21 protein-coding genes and 1 tRNA gene are annotated in these 22,486 nt (G+C 70.0%); 13 read left to right on the top strand and 9 right to left on the bottom strand.

Features of this window, described 5'->3' with window-relative positions:
* From C667_RS09600 to C667_RS09590, 3 genes are all read left to right on the top strand, one after another.
* Positions 1-589 (top strand): YfiR family protein (locus C667_RS09600; RefSeq protein ID WP_004361759.1); only part of this gene is annotated, 589 nt, incomplete at its 5' end.
* The gene (locus C667_RS09595) at positions 586-3,357 is read left to right on the top strand and encodes a response regulator (protein WP_004361758.1); all 2,772 of its coding nucleotides are present in this window, start codon (positions 586-588) and stop codon (positions 3,355-3,357) included. The genes C667_RS09600 and C667_RS09595, both read left to right, overlap by 4 nt.
* Positions 3,354-5,450 carry a putative bifunctional diguanylate cyclase/phosphodiesterase gene (locus C667_RS09590; RefSeq protein ID WP_004361757.1) on the top strand — a complete coding sequence of 699 codons (2,097 nt, stop codon included), beginning with the start codon at positions 3,354-3,356 and terminating at the stop codon, positions 5,448-5,450. Before C667_RS09595 ends, C667_RS09590 begins: the two co-directional genes overlap by 4 nt.
* A 55-nt stretch (positions 5,451-5,505) precedes the next feature.
* Here the strand turns inward: C667_RS09590 and C667_RS09585 are convergent, their stop codons facing one another.
* Together C667_RS09585 and C667_RS09580 are read right to left on the bottom strand one after the other, a co-directional pair.
* Positions 5,506-6,015, bottom strand: coding sequence for a YfiR family protein (locus C667_RS09585; RefSeq protein WP_245538455.1), 510 nt, complete (start codon positions 6,013-6,015; stop codon positions 5,506-5,508).
* A 2-nt stretch (positions 6,016-6,017) separates the two neighbouring features.
* A complete protein-coding gene (locus C667_RS09580) occupies positions 6,018-8,012 on the bottom strand; it encodes a TonB-dependent receptor plug domain-containing protein (RefSeq protein WP_004361755.1) in 1,995 nt (664 codons plus the stop codon).
* 93 nt (positions 8,013-8,105) lie between these two features.
* Between C667_RS09580 and C667_RS09575 the strand changes: the two genes are divergently transcribed.
* A complete protein-coding gene (locus C667_RS09575; RefSeq protein WP_004361754.1) occupies positions 8,106-10,010 on the top strand; it encodes a GGDEF domain-containing response regulator in 1,905 nt (634 codons plus the stop codon).
* Positions 10,011-10,170: 160 nt separating this feature from the next.
* Here C667_RS09575 and C667_RS09570 read toward each other — a convergent pair whose 3' ends face one another.
* Complete coding sequence (locus tag C667_RS09570; protein WP_004361753.1) at positions 10,171-11,688, bottom strand: helicase HerA-like C-terminal domain-containing protein; 1,518 nt, start codon at positions 11,686-11,688, stop codon at positions 10,171-10,173.
* A 242-nt stretch (positions 11,689-11,930) separates the two neighbouring features.
* On the opposite strand from C667_RS09570, the gene C667_RS09565 reads away from it, so the two are divergent.
* The 8 genes from C667_RS09565 (at position 11,931) to C667_RS09530 (ending at position 16,131) form a co-directional block, all read left to right on the top strand.
* Positions 11,931-12,656: a YebC/PmpR family DNA-binding transcriptional regulator gene (locus C667_RS09565; RefSeq protein WP_004361752.1), complete on the top strand. Its 726-nt coding sequence runs from the start codon at positions 11,931-11,933 to the stop codon at positions 12,654-12,656.
* Positions 12,657-12,721: 65 nt separating this feature from the next.
* Positions 12,722-13,603 (top strand): DMT family transporter, encoded by an 882-nt coding sequence (locus C667_RS09560; RefSeq protein ID WP_004361751.1) that lies wholly within the window; start codon positions 12,722-12,724, stop codon positions 13,601-13,603.
* Positions 13,604-13,638: 35 nt separating this feature from the next.
* Positions 13,639-13,956: a heavy metal-binding domain-containing protein gene (locus C667_RS09555; protein WP_004361750.1), complete on the top strand. Its 318-nt coding sequence runs from the start codon at positions 13,639-13,641 to the stop codon at positions 13,954-13,956.
* Positions 13,953-14,504, top strand: coding sequence for a crossover junction endodeoxyribonuclease RuvC (ruvC, locus tag C667_RS09550; protein WP_004361749.1), 552 nt, complete (start codon positions 13,953-13,955; stop codon positions 14,502-14,504). The genes C667_RS09555 and ruvC overlap by 4 nt, the downstream gene beginning before the upstream one ends.
* 234 nt (positions 14,505-14,738) lie before the next feature.
* Positions 14,739-14,814 (top strand) — tRNA-Lys (locus tag C667_RS09545).
* A gap of 304 nt (positions 14,815-15,118) precedes the next feature.
* Positions 15,119-15,430 carry a site-specific integrase gene (locus tag C667_RS09540; protein ID WP_004361748.1) on the top strand — a complete coding sequence of 104 codons (312 nt, stop codon included), beginning with the start codon at positions 15,119-15,121 and terminating at the stop codon, positions 15,428-15,430.
* A 48-nt stretch (positions 15,431-15,478) separates the two neighbouring features.
* Positions 15,479-15,802 carry a type II toxin-antitoxin system RelE/ParE family toxin gene (locus tag C667_RS09535; RefSeq protein ID WP_004361747.1) on the top strand — a complete coding sequence of 108 codons (324 nt, stop codon included), beginning with the start codon at positions 15,479-15,481 and terminating at the stop codon, positions 15,800-15,802.
* Positions 15,799-16,131, top strand: a complete 333-nt coding sequence (locus C667_RS09530) for a helix-turn-helix domain-containing protein (RefSeq protein WP_004361746.1) — start codon at positions 15,799-15,801, stop codon at positions 16,129-16,131. Before C667_RS09535 ends, C667_RS09530 begins: the two co-directional genes overlap by 4 nt.
* A gap of 146 nt (positions 16,132-16,277) precedes the next feature.
* On the opposite strand, the gene C667_RS09525 is transcribed toward C667_RS09530, so the two are convergent.
* Both C667_RS09525 and C667_RS09520 read right to left on the bottom strand, forming a co-directional pair.
* On the bottom strand, positions 16,278-16,577 hold the full coding sequence (locus C667_RS09525) for a hypothetical protein (protein WP_004361745.1): 300 nt from the start codon (positions 16,575-16,577) through the stop codon (positions 16,278-16,280).
* A 143-nt stretch (positions 16,578-16,720) separates the two neighbouring features.
* The gene (locus C667_RS09520; protein ID WP_004361743.1) at positions 16,721-17,302 is read right to left on the bottom strand and encodes a phasin family protein; all 582 of its coding nucleotides are present in this window, start codon (positions 17,300-17,302) and stop codon (positions 16,721-16,723) included.
* A gap of 148 nt (positions 17,303-17,450) precedes the next feature.
* On the opposite strand from C667_RS09520, the gene C667_RS09515 reads away from it, so the two are divergent.
* On the top strand, positions 17,451-18,137 hold the full coding sequence (locus C667_RS09515; protein WP_004361742.1) for a methyltransferase family protein: 687 nt from the start codon (positions 17,451-17,453) through the stop codon (positions 18,135-18,137).
* On the opposite strand, the gene C667_RS09510 is transcribed toward C667_RS09515, so the two are convergent.
* The 4 genes from C667_RS09510 to C667_RS09495 all read right to left on the bottom strand — a co-directional run.
* The gene (locus tag C667_RS09510) at positions 18,101-18,880 is read right to left on the bottom strand and encodes a proteasome-type protease (protein ID WP_004361741.1); all 780 of its coding nucleotides are present in this window, start codon (positions 18,878-18,880) and stop codon (positions 18,101-18,103) included. The two genes, C667_RS09515 and C667_RS09510, sit on opposite strands and share 37 nt — an antisense overlap.
* Positions 18,881-18,944: 64 nt before the next feature.
* On the bottom strand, positions 18,945-19,892 hold the full coding sequence (locus tag C667_RS09505; protein ID WP_004361740.1) for an alpha-E domain-containing protein: 948 nt from the start codon (positions 19,890-19,892) through the stop codon (positions 18,945-18,947).
* Positions 19,893-20,195: 303 nt separating this feature from the next.
* A complete protein-coding gene (locus C667_RS09500; protein WP_004361739.1) occupies positions 20,196-21,626 on the bottom strand; it encodes a circularly permuted type 2 ATP-grasp protein in 1,431 nt (476 codons plus the stop codon).
* 160 nt (positions 21,627-21,786) lie between these two features.
* Positions 21,787-22,486, bottom strand: a 700-nt coding sequence (locus C667_RS09495; RefSeq protein ID WP_004361738.1) for a transglutaminase-like domain-containing protein, incomplete at its 5' end; no start/stop codon positions are given.

Below are 22,486 nucleotides of genomic sequence, written 5' to 3'. Positions count from 1 at the left end.
CCCACCCACCCACCGCCCGCCGCCCTGGTCGCACGCACGCGTGCTGCCGTGGCCGTTCCGGCTGCTCCGGCTGCTCGCATGCACGTCCGTCCTGCTCGGCGCCGCGACCGCGAGCCTCGCGCAGCCGGCCGAGGGAGCGGCCGACGAATACCGCCTGAAGGCCGCCTTCCTGCTCAACTTCGCCACCTTCACCACCTGGCCGGAGGGCGTCGGCGACACCCTGGAGGTGTGCGTGTACGGCGGCGACCCCTTCGGCGCGCATCTCGACCAGATCGCCACCGCCCGCAAGGCGGGCACGCGGGCGCTGCGCGTGGCACGCGTCAACAGCGTCGATGCGCTCGACGACTGCCAGATGGTCTTCGTGGCCCGCGGCATGATCGGCAACCTCGCCCGCGTGCTCGACCGCATCGAAGGCCGCGCCGCGCTCACCGTGGCCGACAGCCCGGGCGCGCTCGACGCCGGCGTGATGCTGAACATGGACAGCGCCAGCGGCCGCATCAGCTTCGCCGCCAACCTCGCCGCCGCGCGTCGCCAAGGCCTGGGCCTGAGCGCCCGGCTCCTCAACCTCGCCACCGAGGTCAGGCAATGAACCTGCACGCCCCCTCCCCCGACCTCCGCATGCCGCTCGGCGAAAAGCTGCGCCGGGTCAACCAGCATGCGCTCGGCCTCGCCGTCGGCCTGCTCGCCCTGGTGATCACCCTCGGCAGCCTCGTGATCAGCGCGCTCGCGCTCGAGAGCAACAGCCGCGTGATGGCGCGCGTGCTCGCCGACAACGCCGCCGCCAGCCTCATGTTCCTCGACAACGACGCGGCCGCGCGCGTGCTCGCCACCCTCGAGCGCCTGCCCGACGTGCGCGGCGCGGCGATCTTCGATACCCAGCAGGCCGAGTTCGCGCGCTACGGCCAATTCCACGCCGAGGGCCGCGAGAGCCCGAGCCTGTCCGCCGAGCACGCGCATTTCGGCCTCGGCACGCTGCACCTGACCCAGCCGATCGTGGAGAACGGCAACGTGGTCGGGGTGCTCGACCTCGACCTGGACATGAAGCCGCTCTACACCCAGGTCCTCGCCCACACCTCGATCACCGTCATCGCCGCCTTGCTCGCGCTGTGGCTGGCCACGCGCATGCTGCGGCGGCTCAACGGCGTGGTGCTGCGCCCGCTGACCACCCTGTCGGCGCTGATGGAGCGCGTCGCCCACACCGAGGACTACGGCGCGCGCGCCGAGCCGAGCCGCATCACCGAGCTCGACTCGCTGGCGAGCGGCTTCAACCGCATGCTCGGCCAGATCGCCGAGCGCGACGCGCGCCTGGCCGCCCACCGCGACCACCTCGAGGACGAGGTCGCCGCGCGCACCGAGGAGCTGCTGCGCGCCAAGGAGGCCGCAGAGGCCGCCAGCCAGGCCAAGAGCGACTTCCTCGCCACCATGAGCCACGAGATCCGCACCCCGATGAACGGCGTGCTCGGCATGACCGAGCTGCTCCTCGACAGCGGCCTCACCCATGACCAGCGCCACTTCGCCGAGGCGGTGGAGAACTCCGGCCGCCACCTGCTCGGGATCATCAACGACATCCTCGACTTCTCGAAGATCGAATCCGGCCACCTGGAGCTCGAGGAGGTCGAGTTCGAGCTCGGCGACGCGCTCGAGACCACGCTGGCGATGTTCGCGCAGCCCGCCGAGAAGAAGGGCCTGGAGCTGCTCGCCGACCTGCCGCCGGACACCCGCCGCAGCGTGCGCGGCGACCCCTTCCGCCTGCGCCAGGTGGTGGGCAACCTGCTCAACAACGCGATCAAGTTCACCGAGCATGGCGAGATCGTGGTGCGCGCCGCCCTGCTCGACGAGGACGCGACCCACTGCCGGCTGCGCATCAGCGTCGAGGACACCGGCATCGGCATCCCCGCGCAGGCGCAGGAGAAGATCTTCGAGCAGTTCTCCCAGCTCGACGGCTCGACCACGCGCCAGTACGGCGGCACCGGGCTCGGCCTGGCGATCTGCCGTCGCCTCGTCGGACTGATGGACGGCGCGATCGGCGTGAGCAGCGAGCCCGGCTACGGCGCCTCCTTCCACGTCGAGCTGCGCCTGCCCAAGGGGGCTAGCACGCCCGAGGCCCTGCGCTGCGACGTCGTGGTCGCCGGGGTGCGCGCGCTGGTGGTCGACGACAACGCCACCAACCGCGAGATCCTCCAGCGCCAGCTGCAGGGCTGGAACATGAAGGTGACGTGCGCCGCCGACGCCGAGTCCGCGCTCGCGCTGCTGGAGCGCGCGCACGCGGCGGGCGAGGCCTTCCAGCTCGCCGTGCTCGACATGCACATGCCGCGCACCGACGGACTGCAGCTCGCCGGCGCGATCCGTGCCAACCCGGCGCTGGCCGGCACCCGCCTGGTGGTGCTGACCTCGAGCTACGCCAGCGCCAGCGTGCGCGAGCGCGAGCGTGCCGGCATCCTGCGCTGCGTGCACAAGCCCATCCGCCAGGCCGAGCTGCACGAGGTGATCTGCAGCGCCCTGCGCGGCCCGCGCGACGCCGGCGCCGACGCTCGCATGCCGACGGCCGCCCCGGTCGCGCTCGCCGGCCGGGTGCTGCTGGCCGAGGACAACCCGGTCAACCAGCAGGTCGGCGAGGCCATGCTCGCCAAGCTCGGCCTCACGGTGGCGTTCTCGGCCAACGGCGAGGAGGCGGTGCACCTCGCCGGGACCGAAACCTTCGACCTGATCCTGATGGACTGCCACATGCCGGTGATGGACGGCTACGAAGCCAGCGCGGCGATCCGCGCGCGCGCCTCGGCGCAGCGCGTCCCCATCATCGCCCTCACCGCCAACGTGATGGAGGGCAACCGCGAGCGCTGCCTCGCCGCCGGCATGGACGACTTCCTCGCCAAGCCATACTCCCTCGACCAGCTGCAGGAGGTGCTGCGGCGCTGGATGGGCGCGGCAGCCACGGCGGACACGATCGACTCGGCGGGGCAGGCCGGCGCCATGGACGCGGCGCAGGCCGAGGAGGACGAGGCCGCCATCGATCGCGGCTTCCTCGAGCAGTTCCGCGAGCTCGACCCCGCGGGCGGGCTGGCGCTCGCCGATCGCATCCTCGGCGTATACCTCGACACCTGCGGCAAGAGCTTCACCCAGATCGAAGAGGCCGCCGCCGCCGGCGACGGCGAGGGCCTGCGCCGCGCCGCACACAGCCTCAAGTCGAGCTCGGGCAACGTCGGCGCGAAGCGGCTCTACGCCCTGCTGCGCGATTTCGAGGGCCTCGGCCGCGACGGCAGCATCGAAGCGGCGCGCGCACGCCTCGACGAACTGCGCCACGCCTTCGCGCGCGCCTGCGCGGAACTCCGTGCGCTGCGCGAGGAGATCGGGCCATGAGCGAAGTCCGCATCCTGGTCGCCGATGACGACCTGACCACCGCCCTGCTGATGCAGGCCGCGCTCGTGCGCGCGGGCTTCGCCGTCACGCTGGCCGCCGACGGCGAGGAGGCCGTGCAGGCCTTCGCCCAGGCGCCCTTCGACATGGTGCTGCTCGACGTGGACATGCCGCGCCTGGACGGCTACGCGGTGTGCCGCGAGCTGCGCCGACGCGGCGGCGAGGAGCTGCCGATCCTGATGGTGACGGGCATGGACGACACCGCGTCGATCGAGGCCGCCTTCAAGGCCGGCGCCACCGACTTCATCAGCAAGCCGATCACCTGGGCGCTGCTCGGCCACCGCGTGCGCTACGTGCTGCGCGCGACCCGCGCCGCCGCCGCCCTGCGTGGCGCCAACGCGCGCAACGCGGCGATGCTCGACGCGCTGCCCGACACCCTGGTGCGCATCGACGGCCGCAACCACATCGTCGAGGTGCGCACCGATCCGGGCATGGACGCCTGCTGCGCGCCGACGCCGGGGCAGACGCTCGCCGCGGCCTATCCGCCGGCGGTGAGCGCCATCCTCGAGCGCGCGCTGGACGAGGCCCGGCGCAGCGGCAAGCCGCGCACCGTCGAGTTTCAGCTCGCCTGCACGGACGACCGTCCCAGCCACCACGAGGCCCGGCTGAGCTCGATCGACGGCAGCGAGGCGCTGTGCCTGCTGCGCGACATCACCGAGCGCAAGGAATACGAGCGCCGCATCCATCGCCTCGCCTACTACGACAGCCTCACCGGGCTGGCCAACCGCCGCGGCTTCATCGAGCGCCTCGAGCGCGAGATCGCCCGTGCGCGCCAGACCGGCCAGTGCCTGGCCATCCTCTTCCTCGACCTCGACCGCTTCAAGAGCGTCAACGACACCCTCGGCCACGCCGCCGGCGACGCCCTGCTGCAGGAGGCGGCGGAGCGCCTGCGCCACATCACGCGGCCGGGCGACTTCATCTCCCACGGCGCCGAGACGCTCGAGAGCGCGGAGTTCGCCCGCCTCGGCGGCGACGAGTTCACCGTGCTGCTGCCGCGCATCGACAAGGCCGAGGACGCGCTGCCGATCGCCGAGCGCATCCGCGCCAACATGAGCGCACCCTATATGGTGGCGGGCCAGCGCCTGGCGATCACCACCAGCATCGGCATCGCGCTCTACCCCGAGGACGGCCACGACGCCGCCATGCTGATCAAGCACGCCGACACCGCGATGTACGACGCCAAGGCGCACGGGCGCAACGGCTGCCGCTACTACAACCCCGAGCTCACCGCCGAGGCGGTGCATCGCGTCGAGCTCGAGGCCGGGCTGCGCCGCGCGCTCGAGCTCGACGAGTTCATCGTGATGTACCAGCCCCAGGTGGACGCGCGCGGCGGGCGCATCGACGCGGTCGAGGCGCTGGTGCGCTGGCGGCGTGCGGACGGCAGCCTGGTGCCACCGCTCGACTTCATCCCCTTCGCCGAGGAGTGCGGGCTCATCGCCGGGATCGGCGCCCGCGTGCTGCTGCGCGCCTGCCACGACGCCGCGGCCTGGATGCGGCGCGGCCTTCGGCTGCGGGTGGCAGTGAACCTGTCGCCGATGCAGTTCCGCGCCCCCGACCTGCTCGAGCGCGTGTGCGAGGCGCTCGATCGCAGCGGCCTGCCGCCCGGCCTGCTGGAGCTCGAGATCACCGAGGGCGCGCTGATGGAGGACGACGCGCGCACCCGCGCCACGCTGGCCGCGCTGCGCGGGCTCGGCATCGGCATCGCGCTCGACGACTTCGGCACCGGCTACTCCTCGCTGAGCTACCTCAAGCGCCTGCCGCTGGGCCGGCTGAAGATCGACCGCAGCTTCGTCACCGGCCTGCCCGACGACGCCGACAACCTCGCCATCGTACGCGCCATCCTCGCGCTCGCCCGCCACCTCGGCTTCCGCATCACCGCCGAGGGCGTGGAGACCGCGGCCCAGGCGGCCCTGCTCGCCGGGCTGGAGGCCGACAGCCTGCAGGGCTACCTGTTCAGCCGCCCGGTGGTGGCGACGGAGATCGAGTCGATCGCGGCGCGCGGGTGGACCATCGGCGCGCTCGATCGCGTCGGCTGAGCCCGGGGCGGGGAGGGCTCGCGGCAAGCCATCGCACAGGTTTGCCCGCCGATGCTCACCCGGCCGGCCGCCGCAGGTTGCGCGCGAGGCCGAGCAGGGCCGAACCCGGCTTGAGGCCCGCGCGATGGCAGCGCTCGACATCGACCTCGAAGGCCAGGCGGCTGCCCTCGGCGACGATCACCACCGCCGCGGGCTGGGGCTGGGGCGCGTCGGTCACGGTCAGCACCGGCGCGTCGCCGAGCAGCTCGACGATGCGCGGCAGGCTGGGGGCCTCGTCCGCGCCGACGTAGAGCAGGTCGCAGTCGCGGATCGCCGACAGCGCCCCCAGGCGCGCCACCGTCACGCCGCGTCCGTGCAGGGTCTTGCCCTCCAGCCGGCGCATCGCCTCGGCCAGGCCCTCGTCGCCGAAGACGCAGAAGTTGAAACTCGTGCGCGCCGTCGGCGGCCAGTGCGTGAGCGCGGCGAAGTTGTAGGCGTAGGTGGCCTTGAGATCGAGCTCGGGCAGCGCCTGCGCGAACACACTCGGCGAAGCCCACAGCGCGAACAGGCAGACGAGGACGCGCACGCTCAAAGCGCGTACCCGATCTGCAGCCAGACGCTGCGCCCGTCCATGCGCAGGCCGTCCTGCGCGACGCCGCTCGCAGGCCGCCAGTCGAAGCCCGACACCGTCTCGTACTCGCGATCGAACAGGTTGCGCACGCTCAGCGAGGCCGACAGGCCGTGCCAGTCACGTTCGGTGGACAGGGTGAGGTGGGCGAGCGCGTGCCCGCCGAGCATTCGCCGCTCGCGGGTCAGCCGCGGGCCGAGGTACTGCGCCTCGAAGCCGGCGCGCAGCGCCTCGCCCGGCAGCAGGAAGGTGTAGGCGAGCTTGCCGAGCAGGTCGGGCGAGTTGACCGCGTCGCGGCCGTAAACATCGCGCGAGCGCTGCCAGGCCAGGCTGGCGCGCACGCGCGCCCCGCGCTCCCACAGGTGCTCGACCTCGGCCTCGACGCCGTGCGCGCGGCTGCTTCCCTCGGGGACCTCGTCCCCATCAACGTTCTCGATGGGCAGGTCGCTGCGGCGGTAGCGGTACAGCGCGCCGGTGAAGCGCGTGTGCGGCGCGAGCTGGCGCTGCAGCACGAGCTCGGTGGCGGCGACGTACTCGGGCACCGCGGTGTCCTCGGACGTCCAGCGGTCGTTGGCGTTGGGCATCTTGAAGGCCTCGCTGTACGAAGCCTTCCAGGTGGTTGCCGGGTCGGGCTGCCAGATCAGCGCCACGCGCGGGCTGAGGTTGGCGTCGAGGTCGTCGGCGTCGTCGTGGCGTACGCCGAGGTTGAGCGTCCATTGCTCGTTCAGGCGGTAGTCGTCGGCGATGTAGAGGCTGAACGTGCGGCGGGAGCGCTCGCCATCGTCGCGATCCATCACCTCGCCAGCCGGCGACAGGAAGCGGCGGTGGAAGGACTGGCGGTGATCGTCGCGCAGCTCCGCGCCGAACACCAGGGTGTGATCGACGAACCAGCGCCCGACGAACTTCTGGTCGAAGCGCCACCACGCGCCCTCGTAGTCGCGCACGCCGTACTGCTCACCCTCGTCGTATACGCCGTCCTCGTTCAGGGCGTACTCGCGCCGATTGCCGTAGGCGTAGCGCCCCAGCATCAGGCTGGACGAGGAGTACAGCTGCAGGCCGAGGTCGGTCTCGTGACGCACGCCGAGGAAGGCGCTCTCGTCACGCGTCGGGAAAGGCGTGTTGAAGGCGGTGTATGCGGAGGGATTCGTGGGAACGTTCTTCTCCCGCTCCACCCACGCCGCCTGCACCGTCCATCCCCCCCACGACAGCTTTCCGAACACCCGCTGGTTGCGCTCGCCGTCCAGCCCCTCGGCCACGCCATGGTTGGTCGCGGGCGTGTCGTAGGCGGGGAAGTACAGGTTGCGCCCGTCGACGTCGAGCGTGGAGGCCGAGAGCAGCACCTCGGCGCCATTGTCGAGGCGCTTGCCCCAGGTGGCGCGCTGGCGGCTGGCGCCGCGGCTGGAGATCTCGGCGGCCACGCGCGCGCCGTCGAAGTCGCGCCCGCGCCGGGTGACGACGTTGAGGATGCCGAGCAGCGCGTTGTTGCCGTAGGTGACCGAGCCGGTGCCGGGGACGTACTCGACGCGCTCGACCAGGTCCAGCTCGATCAGCCCGGACTCGTCGATGTAGGCCTGGTCGAAGAGGTTGTCCTGCACCGCATAGCCGTCGATCAGCAGCATGACCCGGCCGGCGTAGTCCTCGACGTCGCCGAAGCTGCGCCCGCCCATGTAGTGGTAGGTGCGCTCGTCGGTCGTGTACAGCCCGCGCATGCCGTTGATGACGTCGGCCAGCGTACGGTAGCCGTAGGCTCGGATGTCGTCTGCGGTGACGATGGAGACCGCTGCGGGCGAGTCGCTCACCTGGCGCGCGAGCCGCGACGCGGAGACGTAATCGCGCAGCAGCAACTCCTCGAAGGGCAGCACGGTGAGGTCGTCCTGCGCGACGCCCGCGGCCGGCCGGAACGCGAGCAGCACGCCAAGGCCGAGCGCGGCCAGCTTGAAACGACGAACACTCACGACCTTTTGCGCTCCCGGCTCCGATCCTTCATCTTGATTCCTGCCCCGATGGAGTATCTTATCAGACTGGTCCCGCGCTCCGCCGTACCCCAGATGAAAACCCTCGAACACATGCCGCTGAACGGTGAACTGCCCAGCCCGAAAGGTGTCGCGCTGGCGATCCTCGAACTGTGCCGCAAGGACGACGCGACCATCGCCGAGGTGGCGCGCATCGCGCAGACCGACCCGGCGCTGGCCAGCCGGCTGATCCGCCAGGCCAACTCCGCGGCGCACGGCGCCACCCGGCCGGTGGCCTCGGTGACCGAGGCGATCATGCGCCTGGGCATGGGCACGGTGCGCAACCTCGCGCTCGGCTTCTCGCTGGTGGACCAGTACCAGAACGGCCCCTGCGGGCAGTTCGACTACCAGGGCTTCTGGTCGCACTCGCTGCTGATGGGGCTGGCGATGCAGCGCTTCAGCAACATGACCGGCGCCGGCTCGAGCGAGGAGCTGTTCGCCTGCGGCCTGCTCGCCCAGGTGGGCCGGCTCTCGCTCGCCACCGTCTATCCGATGGAGTACGGCCGCCTGCTCGACTGCCAGGACGGTGCCGTGCGCAACCTGGTCGCCCTCGAGCAGGAACACCTGCAGACCGACCACAACGAGCTCACCGCCGCCCTGCTCGGCGAGTGGGGCATCCCCGGCGCGCTGATCGAGCCGATCTACCACCACGAGGAGCCCGAGCGCTCCGGCTTCTCGCCCGGCTCGCGGCCCTACCAGCTGGTGCACCTGTTCTACCTCGCCCGCCGCGTCGCCGACCTCGGCCTCGCTGGCGAGAACGAGCGCAACGCCTGCACGGCCGAGCTGCTGCTGCTCGGCGGCAAGATCGGGCTGGACGCCGAGCAGCTCGGCGCCACGGTGGACGACCTGGTGCTGCAGTGGCGCGAGTGGGGTGATCTGCTGCGCGTGCCGGCCTCGGCCCTGCCGTCTTTCGCGCACATGTCGGCGGCGCACGCGATGCGCGACGAGGGCGCCGGCGGAGCGTCGGCACTGCGCGTGCTGCTGGTCGACGACGACCCCACCACGCGCTGCATGATGGAGGGCGTGCTCGCAGGCGCGCTCGGCCACTCGGTGGTGTGCGCCAACAACGGCCACGAGGCGCTCGCGCTGGCGGTCGAGACCCAGCCCCAGATCGTCATCACCGACTGGATGATGCCGGGCATGGACGGCCTAGACCTCGCGCGCGCGCTGCGCGCGACCGAGTGGGGGCAGACGATCTACCTGATCATGCTCACCGGGCTGGAGACCGAGGACGAAGTCAGCGAGGCCTTCGAGGCCGGCGTGGACGACTTCCTGGTGAAGCCGGTCAACGTGCGCACCCTGCGCGCCCGCCTGCGCGCGGCCAGGCACTACGTGCAGCTGCTCGACGCCTGGGAGCGCGACCGCGCCCAGCTCAAGCAGTTCGCCGCCGAGCTGGCGATCAGCAACCGCCGCCTCGCCCACGCGGCGATGACCGACCTGCTCACCAACCTGCCCAACCGGCGCTCGGGCATGAACGCGCTCGCCAAGGCCTGGGCCGCCGCCAGCCGCTTCGAGCAGCCGCTGTCGGTGATGATGCTGGACATCGACCACTTCAAGCGCGTCAACGACAGCCACGGCCACGCGGTGGGCGACACCGTGCTGCGCGACGTCGCCCAGGCCATCCAGCAGTCGGCGCGCAAGGATGACAGCGTGTGCCGCATGGGCGGCGAGGAGTTCCTCGTGATCTGCTCGAACACCGACCTCAAGGCCGCGATCCAGGCCGCCGAGCGCCTGCGCCGCATGGTCGAGCGCCTGCGCATCCAGGCCGGCGACGCCGAGATCCAGACCTCGGTGAGCATCGGCGTGGCCACCCGCGAGGTCGGCATGACCGAGACCGATGCGCTCGTCAACGCCGCCGACCGCGCCCTCTACCGCGCCAAGCAGGCCGGCCGCAACCGCAGCTGCGTGGTGGTGCAGGGGCAGATGCGGTGTTTTCCGTGAGGCGCGAGGCGTGAGGGGTGAGGGGTGAGGGGTGAGGGGCTGGTGTGCAGGCGGCGCATGTTTGCGGGAGAGCCCCTGAACCGCCGCTTCGCGCCTTGCGGCGCTCTTGCATGAACCATCGACGCTGCGGAGCCCCGGGTGCGCGGCCGCCCTCGCGACCTCAGCGCCGCCCGCCCAGCAGCGAGCCCAATATCCCGCGCACGATCTGCCGCCCGAGGCTGCTGCCGATGGTGCGGGTCACCGTCTTGGCGGCGATCTGCACCAGGCCGTCGCGCTTGCCGCCGCGCGGGCCGGTGGCGCCGAAGAGGATGTCGCTCACCATGCTGCCGGTCTCCTCGCCGCCGACCTCCTTCGCCGCCTCGCGCCCGGCCTCGACCGCGGCCTTGGTGGCCGCGCTGGCCTTGAGCAGCTCATAGGCCGACTCGCGATCGACCGCCTTCTCGTAGTGGCCGTAGATCACCGAGCCGGTGATCGCGGCCTGGCGTTCGGCGGGCTGCAGCGGGCCGAGGCGCGAATCGGGCGCGATGACGTTGCAGCGCTCGGTGATCTGCGGACGGCCCTTCTCGTCGAGGAAGGAAATCAGCGCCTCGCCCACGCCCAGCTCGGTGATCGCCGCCACCGCATCGAAGGCGGGGTTGGGGCGCATGGTGTCGGCGGCCGTCTTCACCGCCTTCTGGTCGCGCGGGGTGAAGGCGCGCAGCGCATGCTGGACGCGGTTGCCGAGCTGGCCGAGCACGGTCTCGGGCACGTCGAGCGGGTTCTGGGTGACGAAATACACGCCCACGCCCTTGGAGCGGATCAGGCGCACGACCTGCTCGATCTTCTCGATCAGCGCCTTGGGAGCGTCGTTGAAGAGCAGGTGCGCCTCGTCGAAGAAGAACACCATCTTCGGCTTGTCCGGGTCGCCGACCTCGGGCAGCTGCTCGAAGAGCTCGGACAGCATCCACAGCAGGAAGGTGGAATACAGCTTGGGCGAGTGGTAGAGCTTGTCCGCCGCCAGCACGTTGATCACGCCGCGGCCGTCGGCGCCGGTCTGCATCAGGTCATTGATGTCGAGCATCGGCTCGCCGAAGAACACGTCGCCGCCCTGCTCTTCGAGCCCGAGCAGGTTGCGCTGGATGGCGCCGATCGAGGCGGTGGAGATGTTGCCGTACTCGGTAGTGAAGGTCTTCGCGCTCTCGCCCACGTACTGGACCATCGCGCGCAAGTCCTTGAGGTCGAGCAGCAGCATGCCGTTGTCGTCGGCGATCTTGAACACCAGCGTCAGCACGCCGGTCTGGGTGTCGTTGAGGTTGAGCAGGCGCGCGATCAGCAGCGGCCCCATGTCGGAGACGGTGGCGCGCACCGGGTGGCCCTGCTCGCCGAACACGTCCCAGAACACCACGGTGTTGGCACGCGGGGTGTATTCGTCGATGCCGATGGCGGCCAGGCGCTGCATCAGCTTGTCGGACTGGTTGCCCGCGGCGCCGACGCCGGAGAGGTCGCCCTTGATGTCGGCGACGAACACCGGCACGCCGATGTTGGCGAAGGACTCGGCGAGCTTCTGCAGGGTCACCGTCTTGCCGGTGCCGGTGGCGCCGGTGATGAGGCCGTGGCGGTTGGCCAGGCGCGGCAGGAGGCAGATGTCCTTGAACGCGTCCTTGTCGTGCGCGCGTGCGATCAGCATCGGGTCGGCCATTTCATGCTCCTCGGGAATCGGTTCGGAATGCACCGAGTTTAGCAGCCCGGCACGCAGGCCCGTACGGCGCCTCCGCGCACGACGACGCCCGTCGCCTCCGCGCACGACAACGCCCGTCGTCGCCGCACCGCCGTCTTCGCGGCTGCCGCCGCTCCTACAGGAACCAGGGGCGCGGCGCACGCGACGGGCGGGCGCTATAATGCGCGCCTCTTCAATCGCTCGGGCAGCACAGAGGTTTCAATATGGCGGGTCACTCGAAATGGGCCAACATCCAGCACCGCAAGGGTCGTCAGGACGAAAAGCGCGGTGCGGCGTTCTCCAAGCTGGCGAAGGAGATCACAGTCGCCGCCAAGATGGGCGGGGGTGACCCGGGCTTCAACCCGCGCCTGCGCCTGGCGGTGGACAAGGCCAAGGGCGTCAACATGCCCAAGGACAAGATCGACAACGCGATCAAGAAGGGCACGGGCGAGCTCGAGGGCGTGAGCTACGAAGAGATCCGCTACGAGGGCTACGGCATCGGCGGCTCGGCCGTCATGGTCGACTGCCTCACCGACAACAAGACCCGCACCGTGGCCGACGTGCGCCACGCCTTCTCCAAGTACGGCGGCAACATGGGCACCGACGGCTGCGTGTCCTTCCAGTTCAAGCACTGCGGCCAGCTGCTGTTCGCCCCCGGCACCAGCGAGGACGCGCTGATGGAAGCGGCGCTCGAGGCCGGCGCCGAGGACGTGGTCACCAACGACGACGGCTCGATCGAGGTGATCACCGGGCCGTGGGAGTTCACCACCATCAAGGAAGCGCTGGAGAAGGCCGGCTTCAGCGCCGAGTTCGGCGAGGTCACGATGAAGCCCGAGAACGTCATCGAGCTCGCCGGCGACGAGGCCGTGCGCATGCAGAAGCTGCTCGACGCGCTCGAAGGCCTGGATGACGTGCAGGAGGTTTACACCTCCGCCGAGATCGACGAGTAAGCTCCCCGATCTGCCCCAGAAAAGCGGCGCCCGGCGCCGCTTTTTTGTTTGATGGACCCGACACGATGCCGACCCCGCCCCTGCTCACCCGCCTGACGCCGCTGCTCTTCGTGCTGCTGTGGAGCACCGGCTTCATCGGCGCCAAGTACGGCCTCCCCTACGCCGAGCCGCTCACCTTCCTGGTCTCGCGCTACGTGCTGGTGATCGTACTGATGAGCGTGCTCGCGCTGGCGATGCGCGCGCCCTGGCCGGCCAGCCCGCGCGAGGCGCTGCACATCGGCGTCACCGGCCTGCTGGTGCAGGCGCTGTACCTGGGCGGCGTGTTCATGTCGATCCACCGCGGCCTGCCGGCGGGCATCTCGGCGCTGGTGGTGGGCATGCAGCCGCTGCTCACGGCGGCGCTCGCCGGCGCGCTGCTCGGCGAACGGGTCTCGGCGCGGCAGTGGGCCGGGCTCGCGCTCGGCTTCGGCGGCGTGGCGCTGGTGGTCGGCAGCAAGGCGAGCGTGGATGGGGTCGATGGCGATGCGCTGGTCCATATGCTCGTCCCCGCGCTGGCGGCGCTGCTCGGCATCACCGCCGGCACCCTGTACCAGAAGCGCTTCTGCCCGCGCTTCGACCTGCGCACCGGCTCGGTGATGCAGTTCCTGCCCAGCCTGGTGGTCACGCTGCTCGTCGCCAGCCAGACCGAGACGATGGAAATCGAGTGGACCGGCGACTTCGTCTTCGCGCTGGGCTGGCTGGTGCTGGTGCTGTCGATCGGCGCGATCAGCCTGCTCAACCTGCTGATCCGCAGCGGCAGCGCGGTCAACGTGGCGAGCCTCTTCTACCTGACCCCGCCGGCCACCGCGCTGATCGCCTGGGCGATGTTCGGCGAGACCCTCTCCGCGCTGGCGACCGCCGGCATGGTCATCGCCGTGTCGGGTGTGTGGCTGGCGCGCAAGGGCTAGAATCGGGGCTCTTCCCCACCCCGAAGGAGAATGCCATGTTGATGACGACCACCCAGAGCCTCGACGGCCAGCCGATCCGCCAGTACCTCGGCGTGGTCAACGGCGAGGCCATCATCGGCGCCAACCTGTTCAAGGACATGTTCGCCTCGATCCGCAACGTGGTCGGCGGCCGCGCCGGCAGCTACGAGCGCACCCTCGCCGACGCGCGCCGCATCGCGATGGAGGAGATGGAAGAGGCCGCGCAAAAGCTCGGCGCCAACGCGGTGATCGGCATCGACGTCGACTACGAAGTCCTCGGCGCCGACAACGGCATGCTGATGGTGTGCGTCAGCGGCACCGCGGTGAAGATTTGAGCGTTGCCGCGAGCGCGCACGTCGTCACCCGCATCCTCGGCCTCGACCCCGGGCTGCGCATCACCGGCTTCGGCCTGGTGGACCAGCTCGGTACCCAGCTGCGCTACGTCGCCAGCGGCTGCATCAAGACCCAGGACGGCGAGCTGCCCGGGCGGCTGAAGACCCTGCTCGACGGCGTGCGCGAGGTCATCGCCACCTACCAGCCGGATGTGGTGGCGGTCGAGAAGGTCTTCGTCAACGTCAACCCGCAGTCCACCCTGCTGCTCGGCCAGGCGCGCGGCGCGGTGATCTGCGGAGCGGTGTCCTGCGACCTGCCGGTGGCCGAATACACCGCGCTGCAGGTGAAGCAGTCGGTGGTCGGCTACGGCAAGGCGCACAAGGAGCAGGTGCAGCACATGGTGCAGCGCCTGCTCGCCCTCGACGCCAGCCCCGGCCCCGACGCCGCCGACGCGCTCGCCTGCGCGATCTGCCACGCCCACGGCTCGCGCGGCCTCGGCGCCCTCCCCGGCGTCGGCACCCGCCGCCGCGCGGGGCGCATTCTGGGCTGAGCACCGTCGCTCCTGCATGGGGTCCGGGATGCGCGACTGCTCGTGCAGGGGCGAATGCAGCGGTCGAAACCTGCACCCGCGTCGATCCTCGCACCACCCCATTCGCGGCCGCCGCCGCTCCTGCACGAACCTCTCCGCAGTCCCCCAGGCGCAAAATATGTTGCGCTGCGCAAGGCGCGCGCGTATGATGCTCGCTCTTCGATCGGGCGCCAATCCGATCCGCCGCAAGGCAATGGGGGTATAGCTCAGTTGGTAGAGCAGTTGACTCTTAATCAATTGGTCCTAGGTTCGAGTCCTAGTGCCCCCACCAACGAATACAAGCACTTGGGCCAGTTCTCGCGAACTGGCCTGTTTGCTTTTGGGCGTTCGGTTGCCGTTTGGTTGCTGTTCGTCCAGCCCAGCGAACTGGACTCCGACTCAACGCCGCTCCGCTCGGGGCAGCTTGGCATCGGGCACTGAACTCACCACGAACGTACTCACGCCCTCCTTCATCAGAAACGACGCAGCAGCATCAAGCGTCTTGAAGCGCGGCACCCTTCGATTCCGCCCTTCCTGCCGACCTGATTCCCTTCGGCATCGAGCACAACCCCGTCGACGCCACCCCGGCAATCGCCGTGCAACGAGGCGACCGCACCCTGAGCGCCGCCGAAGTGTGCGCCGGCATCGGTGGCGAGCCCTTCAATGTGCGTGACATTCGCCGCACCGTGGAAACCATGCTCGCCGCCCTGGGCATCAGCAAGGACACCCGCGCGCAACTGCTATCCCACGGCATCAGTGGAGTGCAGGCCGCGCACTACGACCGGCACGCCTACACCGACGAGAAGCGCGCCGCGCTGGTGGCCTGGGAGGCAAGGCTAGAGGCCATCCGCCAAGCCGAGCGCACGCCCTCGAACGTGGTCCGGCTGGGGCAGCGCGCGGTGGCATGACTGGCTGTCCCCATTGATTGCTTATAACATGCAAGCTATATCTACTCCATGGGCGACCGTATCGAGTTCTTCAACGAAGCCGTTGAAGCTGAGGTGATGGAGTGGCCCGGCGGCATTCTCGCGAGCTTCACCCGGATTGCGGAACGCATCACCGAACACGGCCCGAACCTTGGCATGCCCTACACCCGCGTAATGGGTGATGGGCTGTTCGAGATTCGCGCCAAGGGGCAGGAAGGCATCGGACGCGCCTTGTTCTGCACTGTCGTCGGCAAGCGCATCGTCATCCTGCATGGCTTCATCAAGAAGACCGAGCAAACCCCGCAGCGTGCATTGGACACCGCACGCCGCCGTATGAAGGAGGTCCGCCCATGAGCGAGAAATACAACCCAGTTGCCTTCGATCCACGCACCTTCGCAGAGGAAGCGGGCAAGCGCGACCCGGCATTCCGTGAAGCCTACGAGGGCATGGCCGATGAGTTTGCAGCCCTTGCCGAGCTGCTGCGCGCCCGCACCCGCGCCGGCCTGACGCAGACCGAGCTTGCCGAGCGCATGGGGGTGTCGCAGCCTGTCGTGGCACGAATCGAAGGCAGCATCGGCAGCCGCAAACATGCTCCATCCCTGGCGACCTTGCGCAAGTACGCGGACGCCTGCGGGCAGAGGTTGGTGATTCGCTTCGAGCCAAAGCAAGAGCACGCAGCCTGACCGGCATGAAAACCGCATTCGAGAGCATCAAGCGTGGCCTGCACGAGGCCATCGAGCACGTTGAGCCGTACAAACCCGTCCCGTTCGATCCGCATGCCCTCGCAGAGTCCGCATGCAAGCATGACGACCGATCAAGCAGTGACGGTTCAGAAAACGACTCCGACAGACAGCTCTGCGCGACGTTCTAAACCTACCCTTGCCGCCCCTGATTCATCAAGCAGCCGCCCGTCCGGGCTGATCCGATACACCGTTCCGCGGCCGTCGTGATAGCGGTAGTGGTCGATTTTTCCCCAGAGCACCACCTCGCCGTGATGTGCCCGGTAGTGCTCCGCAACCATCTCCGTGATGCGTTCGAGGTGGTCGCGCAGTTCAGGGGGTACGCTGAGGCGCCTGCCGCTCTCAAGGTTCGCCAGGATGCGGGGCTTCAGGGCGGCAAGATCAGTCATCGGTCAGGCGCTCATCATCTCGGGCGCACGCTGCACCGCAGGCATACCTGCAGCGCGGCCGCCGCCATTCCCTTCCGCGCTTGCACGCGCAAGTGCCGCCCCACCTTCCACCGCGCGGCCCCCTGCCTCGGGGGCCGCCCGGCTCAAGCCGCGCTGCGGATGAGCGAGACCGTGGCGCTGGTGCTGCGGTCGAGGGCCTCGAGCGCGGCGCTGGCGGCCTGGTCAGCGTGGGTGCGCGCGGTGGCAGTGGCGTGGGCGGCTGCGCGGGTGGCACCGTCGTAGGCGGACGAGGCGTTGGCGACCACCGAGCGCAGGGCCTGCACCGTGAGCGCGGAGCCCGCGGGGGCGCTGCGGTGGAGCAGCTCGAGGGTGAGGATCACGCCCTGCAGCCATTGCGACATGCCCGCCTCGAGCAGGCGCAGCGCGTCGGACTGGGCCTGGCCGGCGACCGTGCCGGCGGTGGTGAGCCAGGCGTGGCCGTGGCGCAGCACCGGGGTGATCGAGCCGACCTGGAGCTCGACCAGGGTGCGCGGCTCGCGCGCGGACGCGGCGGCCTGGGTGACGGCGATGGCCTCGTCGAGCAGCGCGCGACCGGTGTTGAGGTTGAGCGCGGTCAGGTGCTCGACCCCGGAGAGCAGGCTGTCGCTCGCGATGGCGAGCTCGTGGACGCGGATTTCCGCAGTGCTGCGGAAGGCGGAAAGCATTTTCTCGGGCGAGACGTTCATGGTGTACTCCTTGCGGTGAACGACACCTGGGTGCCGACTCGGCGTGATGACCTTGCGACACCATGGTGCACTGCAACAAAAAACAATGCAAGTTCTTTTGGAATCGTTCCAGAATCATGCACTTGCCCTCTTTCCCGGAGCCCCGTCGATGAGCCTTTCCGGCACGCAGATCGCCAGCCTGGTGCTGTGCTGGCTGGCCTACGCCGCGCTGCACTCCGTGCTCGCCTCGCTGTGGCTCAAGCGCGTGGTCGCCGCGCGCTGGCCGCGCCTGGCGCCGGCCTACCGGCTCGGCTTCAACCTGCTCGCGGTGCTGCTGCTGGTGCCGCCGCTGTGGCTCACCTTCGCCTGGCGCGGGCCGCTGCTGTGGTCGTGGGACGGCGGCTGGGCCTGGCTGTCGAACGCGCTGGCGCTGGCCGCGGTGGCCGGCTTCCTGTGGTCGACGCGCTACTACGACATGGGCGTGTTCTACGGCAGCACGCAATGGCGCACGCGCGAGCGCGCCGCCGAGGACCCCGGCGGCCTCGCGCTGTCGCCGCTGCACCGCCACGTCCGCCACCCCTGGTACAGCCTCGGGCTGCTGATCCTGTGGACGCGCGAAATGGACGAGGCGCGGCTGACGAGCGCACTGTGCATCACGCTCTACCTGTGGGTGGGCTCGCTGCTCGAGGAGGAGAAGCTGCTCGCCTTCCACGGCGAGGCCTACGCGCGCTACCGCGCCCGCGTGCCCGGCCTGATCCCCTGGCCGGGTCGCAGCCTGGGGGCGGACGAGGCACGTGCGCTGTGCACGCCGCGGCCCCATCAGGACGACACCACCTCCACGCACGGCGGCAGCTGATCCTCTCCCGGCCAGCGCGACCAGTCGGGGTCGGGCAGCGCGTTGAAGACCTTGCGCAGGCTGGCGCCCCACTCCTTGTGGATCATGTCGAAATAGGGGTTGTCCCAATCCACGCTGAGGTGGCGGGCGACGCGCAGCTCGTCGCGGCGGTAGATCAGCAGGTCGAGCGGCAGGCCCACCGACAGGTTGGAGCGGATGGTGGAGTCCATCGAGATCAGCGCGCACTTGGCGGCCTCGTCGAGCGAGGTCTTGCAGGTCACGATGCGGTCCACGATCGGCTTGCCGTACTTCGACTCGCCGATCTGGAAGTAGGGCGTGTCGGCCGAGGCCTCGATGAAATTGCCCGCGGCGTAGATGTTGAACAGGCGCGGCGGCTCGTCGCCGATCTGGCCGGCGAGGATGAAGCTGGCGTTGAAATCCACGCCGAACTGCTTCAGGGCCTCGGCGTCCTGGCGATGCACGCCGCGGATGGTCTCGCCGACCAGGCGCGCGCACTCGAAGAGCGTGGGCGCGTTCCACAGGCTGTCGCGGTCCTGCACCGCGGCGTGCTCGCGCAAGAGGCTGATCACCGCCTGGGTGATGGCGAGGTTGCCCGCGCTCATCAGCACCAGCACGCGATCGCCGGCGCGCTCGAACACGGTCATCTTGCGAAAGGTGTTGATGTGGTCCACGCCCGCGTTGGTGCGCGAGTCGGACAGGCAGACCAGCCCCTCGTCGAGGCACATGGCGACGCAATAGGTCATGGGTTCGATCCAGTCGGTTTATTGTTCCGGGTCCTCGTCGGGGCCGGAAGGCCTTGCGCGCCGGTCATGCTGCGACCGGAACCAGAAAGTTCTCGCCGATGCTGTCGCCCAGGCGGTTGACGCGCACCAGGAAGCGCTCCAGCCAGGGATGCAGGCCGGCATCGAAGATGTCGTCCATGCGCCCGTAGTGCAGCGTCGCGTGCAGCTCGCCGGCCTGGCGCGCGGCCTCGGCCGAGTGGATGCTGGCGACCTCGCCGAGGATGCCGTTGATCTCGTCGAGGCAGGCATGCAGCGAGCGCGGCATGTCGGCGTTGAGGATCAGCAGCTCGGCCACCTTGTAGGGCGTGATCACGTCACGGTAGACGTGGCGGTAGGTCTCGAAGGCCGACACCGAACGCAGCAACGCACCCCACTGGTAGAAATCGGTCGAGCTGGTGAGCCCCTCGGCCTTGGGCAGCAGGCTGTGGTACTTCACGTCGAGCAGGCGGGCGGTGTTGTCGGCGCGCTCGAGGAAGGTGCCCAGGCGAACGAACTTGAAGGCTTCGTCGTGCAGCATGGTGCCGAAGGTCACCCCGCGCAGCAGGTGAGAGCGGAACTTCACCCATTCGAAGAATTCGCCCAGGTCGGTGGCGCGCAGCTTCTGCGGCGTCATGTCGCGGATCTCGAGCCAGGTGGCGTTGGTGGTCTCCCACATCTCGGCGGTCAGCGTGCCACGCACCGCATGCGCGTTCTCGCGCGCGGCGCGCAGGCAGTTCCACACGCTGGAGGGGTTGTCGCGGTCGAGCACGACGAACTCGATGACGTCGCAGGCGGACAGCGGCCGGCCGGTGCGCGCGAAGGCCTCCGACAGCTCGCTGATGTCGAGGATGGCCGACCAGCTCTCGGTGTCGCCACCGTTGGCGCCGGGCAGCAGCGACATGCGGTAGGACACGTCGAGCATGCGCACGGTGTTCTCGGCGCGCTCGGTGTAGCGCGCCATCCAGTAGAGGTGGTCTGCGGTTCGGCTCAGCATGAGGGTTCTCCTTGGCAATCGCGCGGCGGCGGGGGACGAACCCGGCGCTCGTACGCGCTTTCATTGCTGCATTCGCGCCTGCCGGCGCTTCTACATAAACGTCGCGGCGGGTCGGGCGCCTGGGGGCGTCTGCGCCGCCATGTTCGCGCCTGCCGGCGCTCCTACAAAAACGTCGCGGCGGGGCGGGCGCCGGGGGGCGTTTGCGACGCCGCGTTCGCGCCTGCCGGCGCTCCTACAAAAACGTCGCGACGTCGCAGTCGCGCCTGCCCCTGTAGGAGCGCCGGCAGGCGCGAACATGGCGCTTCAGCCCACCACCCAGGTGTCCTTGGTGCCCCCGCCCTGCGAGGAATTGACCACCAGCGAGCCCGCCTTGAGCGCGACGCGGGTGAGGCCGCCGGGCACCATGCGGATCTCGCGTCCGCCCGAAAGCACGAAGGGGCGCAGGTCGATGTGGCGCGGCGCGATGCCGGCGTCGACGAAGGTCGGGCAGGTCGACAGGGCCAGCGTCGGCTGCGCGATGTATTTCTCCGGCGCGGCGAGGATGCGCTGACGGAACTCCTCGATCTCGGCCTTCGTCGCCGCCGGCCCCACCAGCATCCCGTAGCCGCCGGCGCCATGGACCTCCTTGACCACCAGCTCGGGCAGGTGGGCGAGCGTGTAGGCGAGGTCGTCGGGCTCGCGCAGCATCCAGGTCGGCACGTTGTTGAGGACCGGCTCCTCGCCGAGGTAGAAGCGCACCATCTCGGGCACGTAGGGGTAGATCGACTTGTCGTCGGCCACCCCGGTGCCGACCGCGTTGGCCAGCGTCACGCGGCCGGCGCGATAGGCCGACATCAGCCCGGGCACGCCGAGCATCGAGTCGGGCCGGAAGACCTCGGGGTCGAGGAAGTCGTCGTCCAGGCGCCGGTAGATCACATCCACCCGCCGCGGCCCCTGCGTTGTACGCATGAACACCGTGTCGTCCTTGACGAAGAGGTCCTGGCCCTCGACCAGCTCGACGCCCATCTGCTGGGCGAGGAAGCTGTGCTCGAAGTAGGCGCTGTTGAAGGCGCCCGGGGTCAGCAGCACCGCGGTGGGGTCGAGCACGCCGGCCGGCGCCACCGCGCGCAGCGTCTCGAGCAGCAGGTCGGGGTAATGCTCGACCGGCTGCACGTCGTAGCGCGAGAACAGGTCGGGGAAGAGCCGCATCATCATCTTGCGGTTCTCCAGCAGGTAGCTCACCCCCGAGGGCACGCGCAGGTTGTCCTCCAGCACGTAGTACTCGCCCTTGCCGTCGGCGCCCGCGGCGCGCACCAGGTCGATGCCGGCGATCATCGCGTACAGCCCGCCGGGCACGTGCACGCCCTGCATCTCGGGGCGGAACTGGGCGTTGTTCAGGACCTGGTCGGCGGGGATGCGGCCGGCGCGCAGGATCTCGCGGTCGTGGTAGATGTCGGCGAGGAAGGCGTTGAGTGCGCGCACGCGCTGGCGCAGGCCGGCCTCGAGTGCGCGCCATTCGTCGCCCGGGATGACGCGCGGCAGCAGGTCGAAGGGGATCAGGCGCTCCTTGCCACCGTCGGCGCCATAGACGTTGAAGGTGATGCCGACGCGGTGGAAGGCGAGGTCGGCCTCCTTGCGCTTGCGCGCGATCAGCTCGCGCGGGGTGCGCCCGAGCCAGTCGCTGTAGGGCTGGTAGTGCGTACGGATCGTGCCGTCGGCGGCGTGCATCTCATCGAAAGGCTTGGCGGCGTTCATGGCGTGCTCTGCGCGGATGGTTTATCGACTCCCTCGCAGGACTCACAGCAGAAAGCGTGCCAATCCCCTGAAGCGTGCAAGACCGCGCCGGCAACGGGGTCGGGCGTGCGAGTCGCGCACGGCCACGGCGCCGGCGCGCACCACGGTGGTCTGCGACGCATCAATCTGGTGCGCCGGCGGCATGTCGCGGGCGCCCGCCCCGCCGCGCGGACGCATCGTCCTCCACCGGCGTCACCGTCACCGCCACCTCCACGCAATGTCCGCCACCGCCGAGGATGACGCCGCGCAGCGGGCACACGTCGCCGTAGTCCCGCCCCCAGGCCAGCGTGATGTGGCCGCTGCCCGGCTGCAGGTCGTTGGTCGGGTCGATGTCGATCCAGCCCAGCCCTGGGCACCACAGCGCCACCCAGGCGTGCGAGGCGTCGGCGCCGATCAGGCGTGGCTGGCCGGGGGGCGGCTCGGTGAGCAGGTAGCCGGAGACGTAGCGCGCCGCCAGGCCGAGCGCGCGCAGGCAGGCGATCATCAGGTGGGAGAAGTCCTGGCACACGCCGCGCCGCGCCGCGAAGACCTCGGCCACCGGGGTGGCGATGCAGGTCGCCGCGGGGTCGAAGCGGAAGTCGGCGTGGATGCGCGCCGACAGCGCGAGCAGGGCCTCGAGCACCGGCCGCCCCGGCGTGAAGCTGTGCAGCGCGAAGTCGGCGTACTGCGCGGCCTCGTCGCCGAGCGCCACGAAGGGCGAGGCGAAGCGGTACTGGCCGGCGTCGCGCGCCTCGGCGCGCAGCGGCGCGTGGCCGGAGAGTCCGTCGCGCAGGTGGTCGCGCGCGGCCTCCCAGGGCGGGCTCGCCGCGGGCTCGGGCCAG

It is taken from the genome of Thauera phenylacetica B4P, from assembly GCF_000310225.1.
GTDB classification, from domain to species: Bacteria; Pseudomonadota; Gammaproteobacteria; order Burkholderiales; family Rhodocyclaceae; genus Thauera; species Thauera phenylacetica.
The sequence above is the reverse complement of the archived record's forward strand: the minus strand, read 5'-3'. Positions and strand labels throughout refer to the sequence as shown.

Coding starts and splice junctions, on each gene's coding strand:
- C667_RS09575 (WP_004361754.1), top strand. CDS start 8,106: ATGAAAACCCTCGAACACATGCCGCTGAACGGTGAACTGCCCAGCCCG.
- C667_RS09535 (WP_004361747.1), top strand. CDS start 15,479: ATGGGCGACCGTATCGAGTTCTTCAACGAAGCCGTTGAAGCTGAGGTG.
- C667_RS09525 (WP_004361745.1), bottom strand. CDS start 16,577: ATGACTGATCTTGCCGCCCTGAAGCCCCGCATCCTGGCGAACCTTGAG.
- C667_RS09570 (WP_004361753.1), bottom strand. CDS start 11,688: ATGGCCGACCCGATGCTGATCGCACGCGCGCACGACAAGGACGCGTTC.
- C667_RS09500 (WP_004361739.1), bottom strand. CDS start 21,626: ATGAACGCCGCCAAGCCTTTCGATGAGATGCACGCCGCCGACGGCACG.
- C667_RS09520 (WP_004361743.1), bottom strand. CDS start 17,302: ATGAACGTCTCGCCCGAGAAAATGCTTTCCGCCTTCCGCAGCACTGCG.
- C667_RS09530 (WP_004361746.1), top strand. CDS start 15,799: ATGAGCGAGAAATACAACCCAGTTGCCTTCGATCCACGCACCTTCGCA.
- C667_RS09560 (WP_004361751.1), top strand. CDS start 12,722: ATGCCGACCCCGCCCCTGCTCACCCGCCTGACGCCGCTGCTCTTCGTG.
- C667_RS09515 (WP_004361742.1), top strand. CDS start 17,451: ATGAGCCTTTCCGGCACGCAGATCGCCAGCCTGGTGCTGTGCTGGCTG.
- C667_RS09505 (WP_004361740.1), bottom strand. CDS start 19,892: ATGCTGAGCCGAACCGCAGACCACCTCTACTGGATGGCGCGCTACACC.
- C667_RS09595 (WP_004361758.1), top strand. CDS start 586: ATGAACCTGCACGCCCCCTCCCCCGACCTCCGCATGCCGCTCGGCGAA.
- C667_RS09565 (WP_004361752.1), top strand. CDS start 11,931: ATGGCGGGTCACTCGAAATGGGCCAACATCCAGCACCGCAAGGGTCGT.
- C667_RS09510 (WP_004361741.1), bottom strand. CDS start 18,880: ATGACCTATTGCGTCGCCATGTGCCTCGACGAGGGGCTGGTCTGCCTG.
- C667_RS09590 (WP_004361757.1), top strand. CDS start 3,354: ATGAGCGAAGTCCGCATCCTGGTCGCCGATGACGACCTGACCACCGCC.
- C667_RS09555 (WP_004361750.1), top strand. CDS start 13,639: ATGTTGATGACGACCACCCAGAGCCTCGACGGCCAGCCGATCCGCCAG.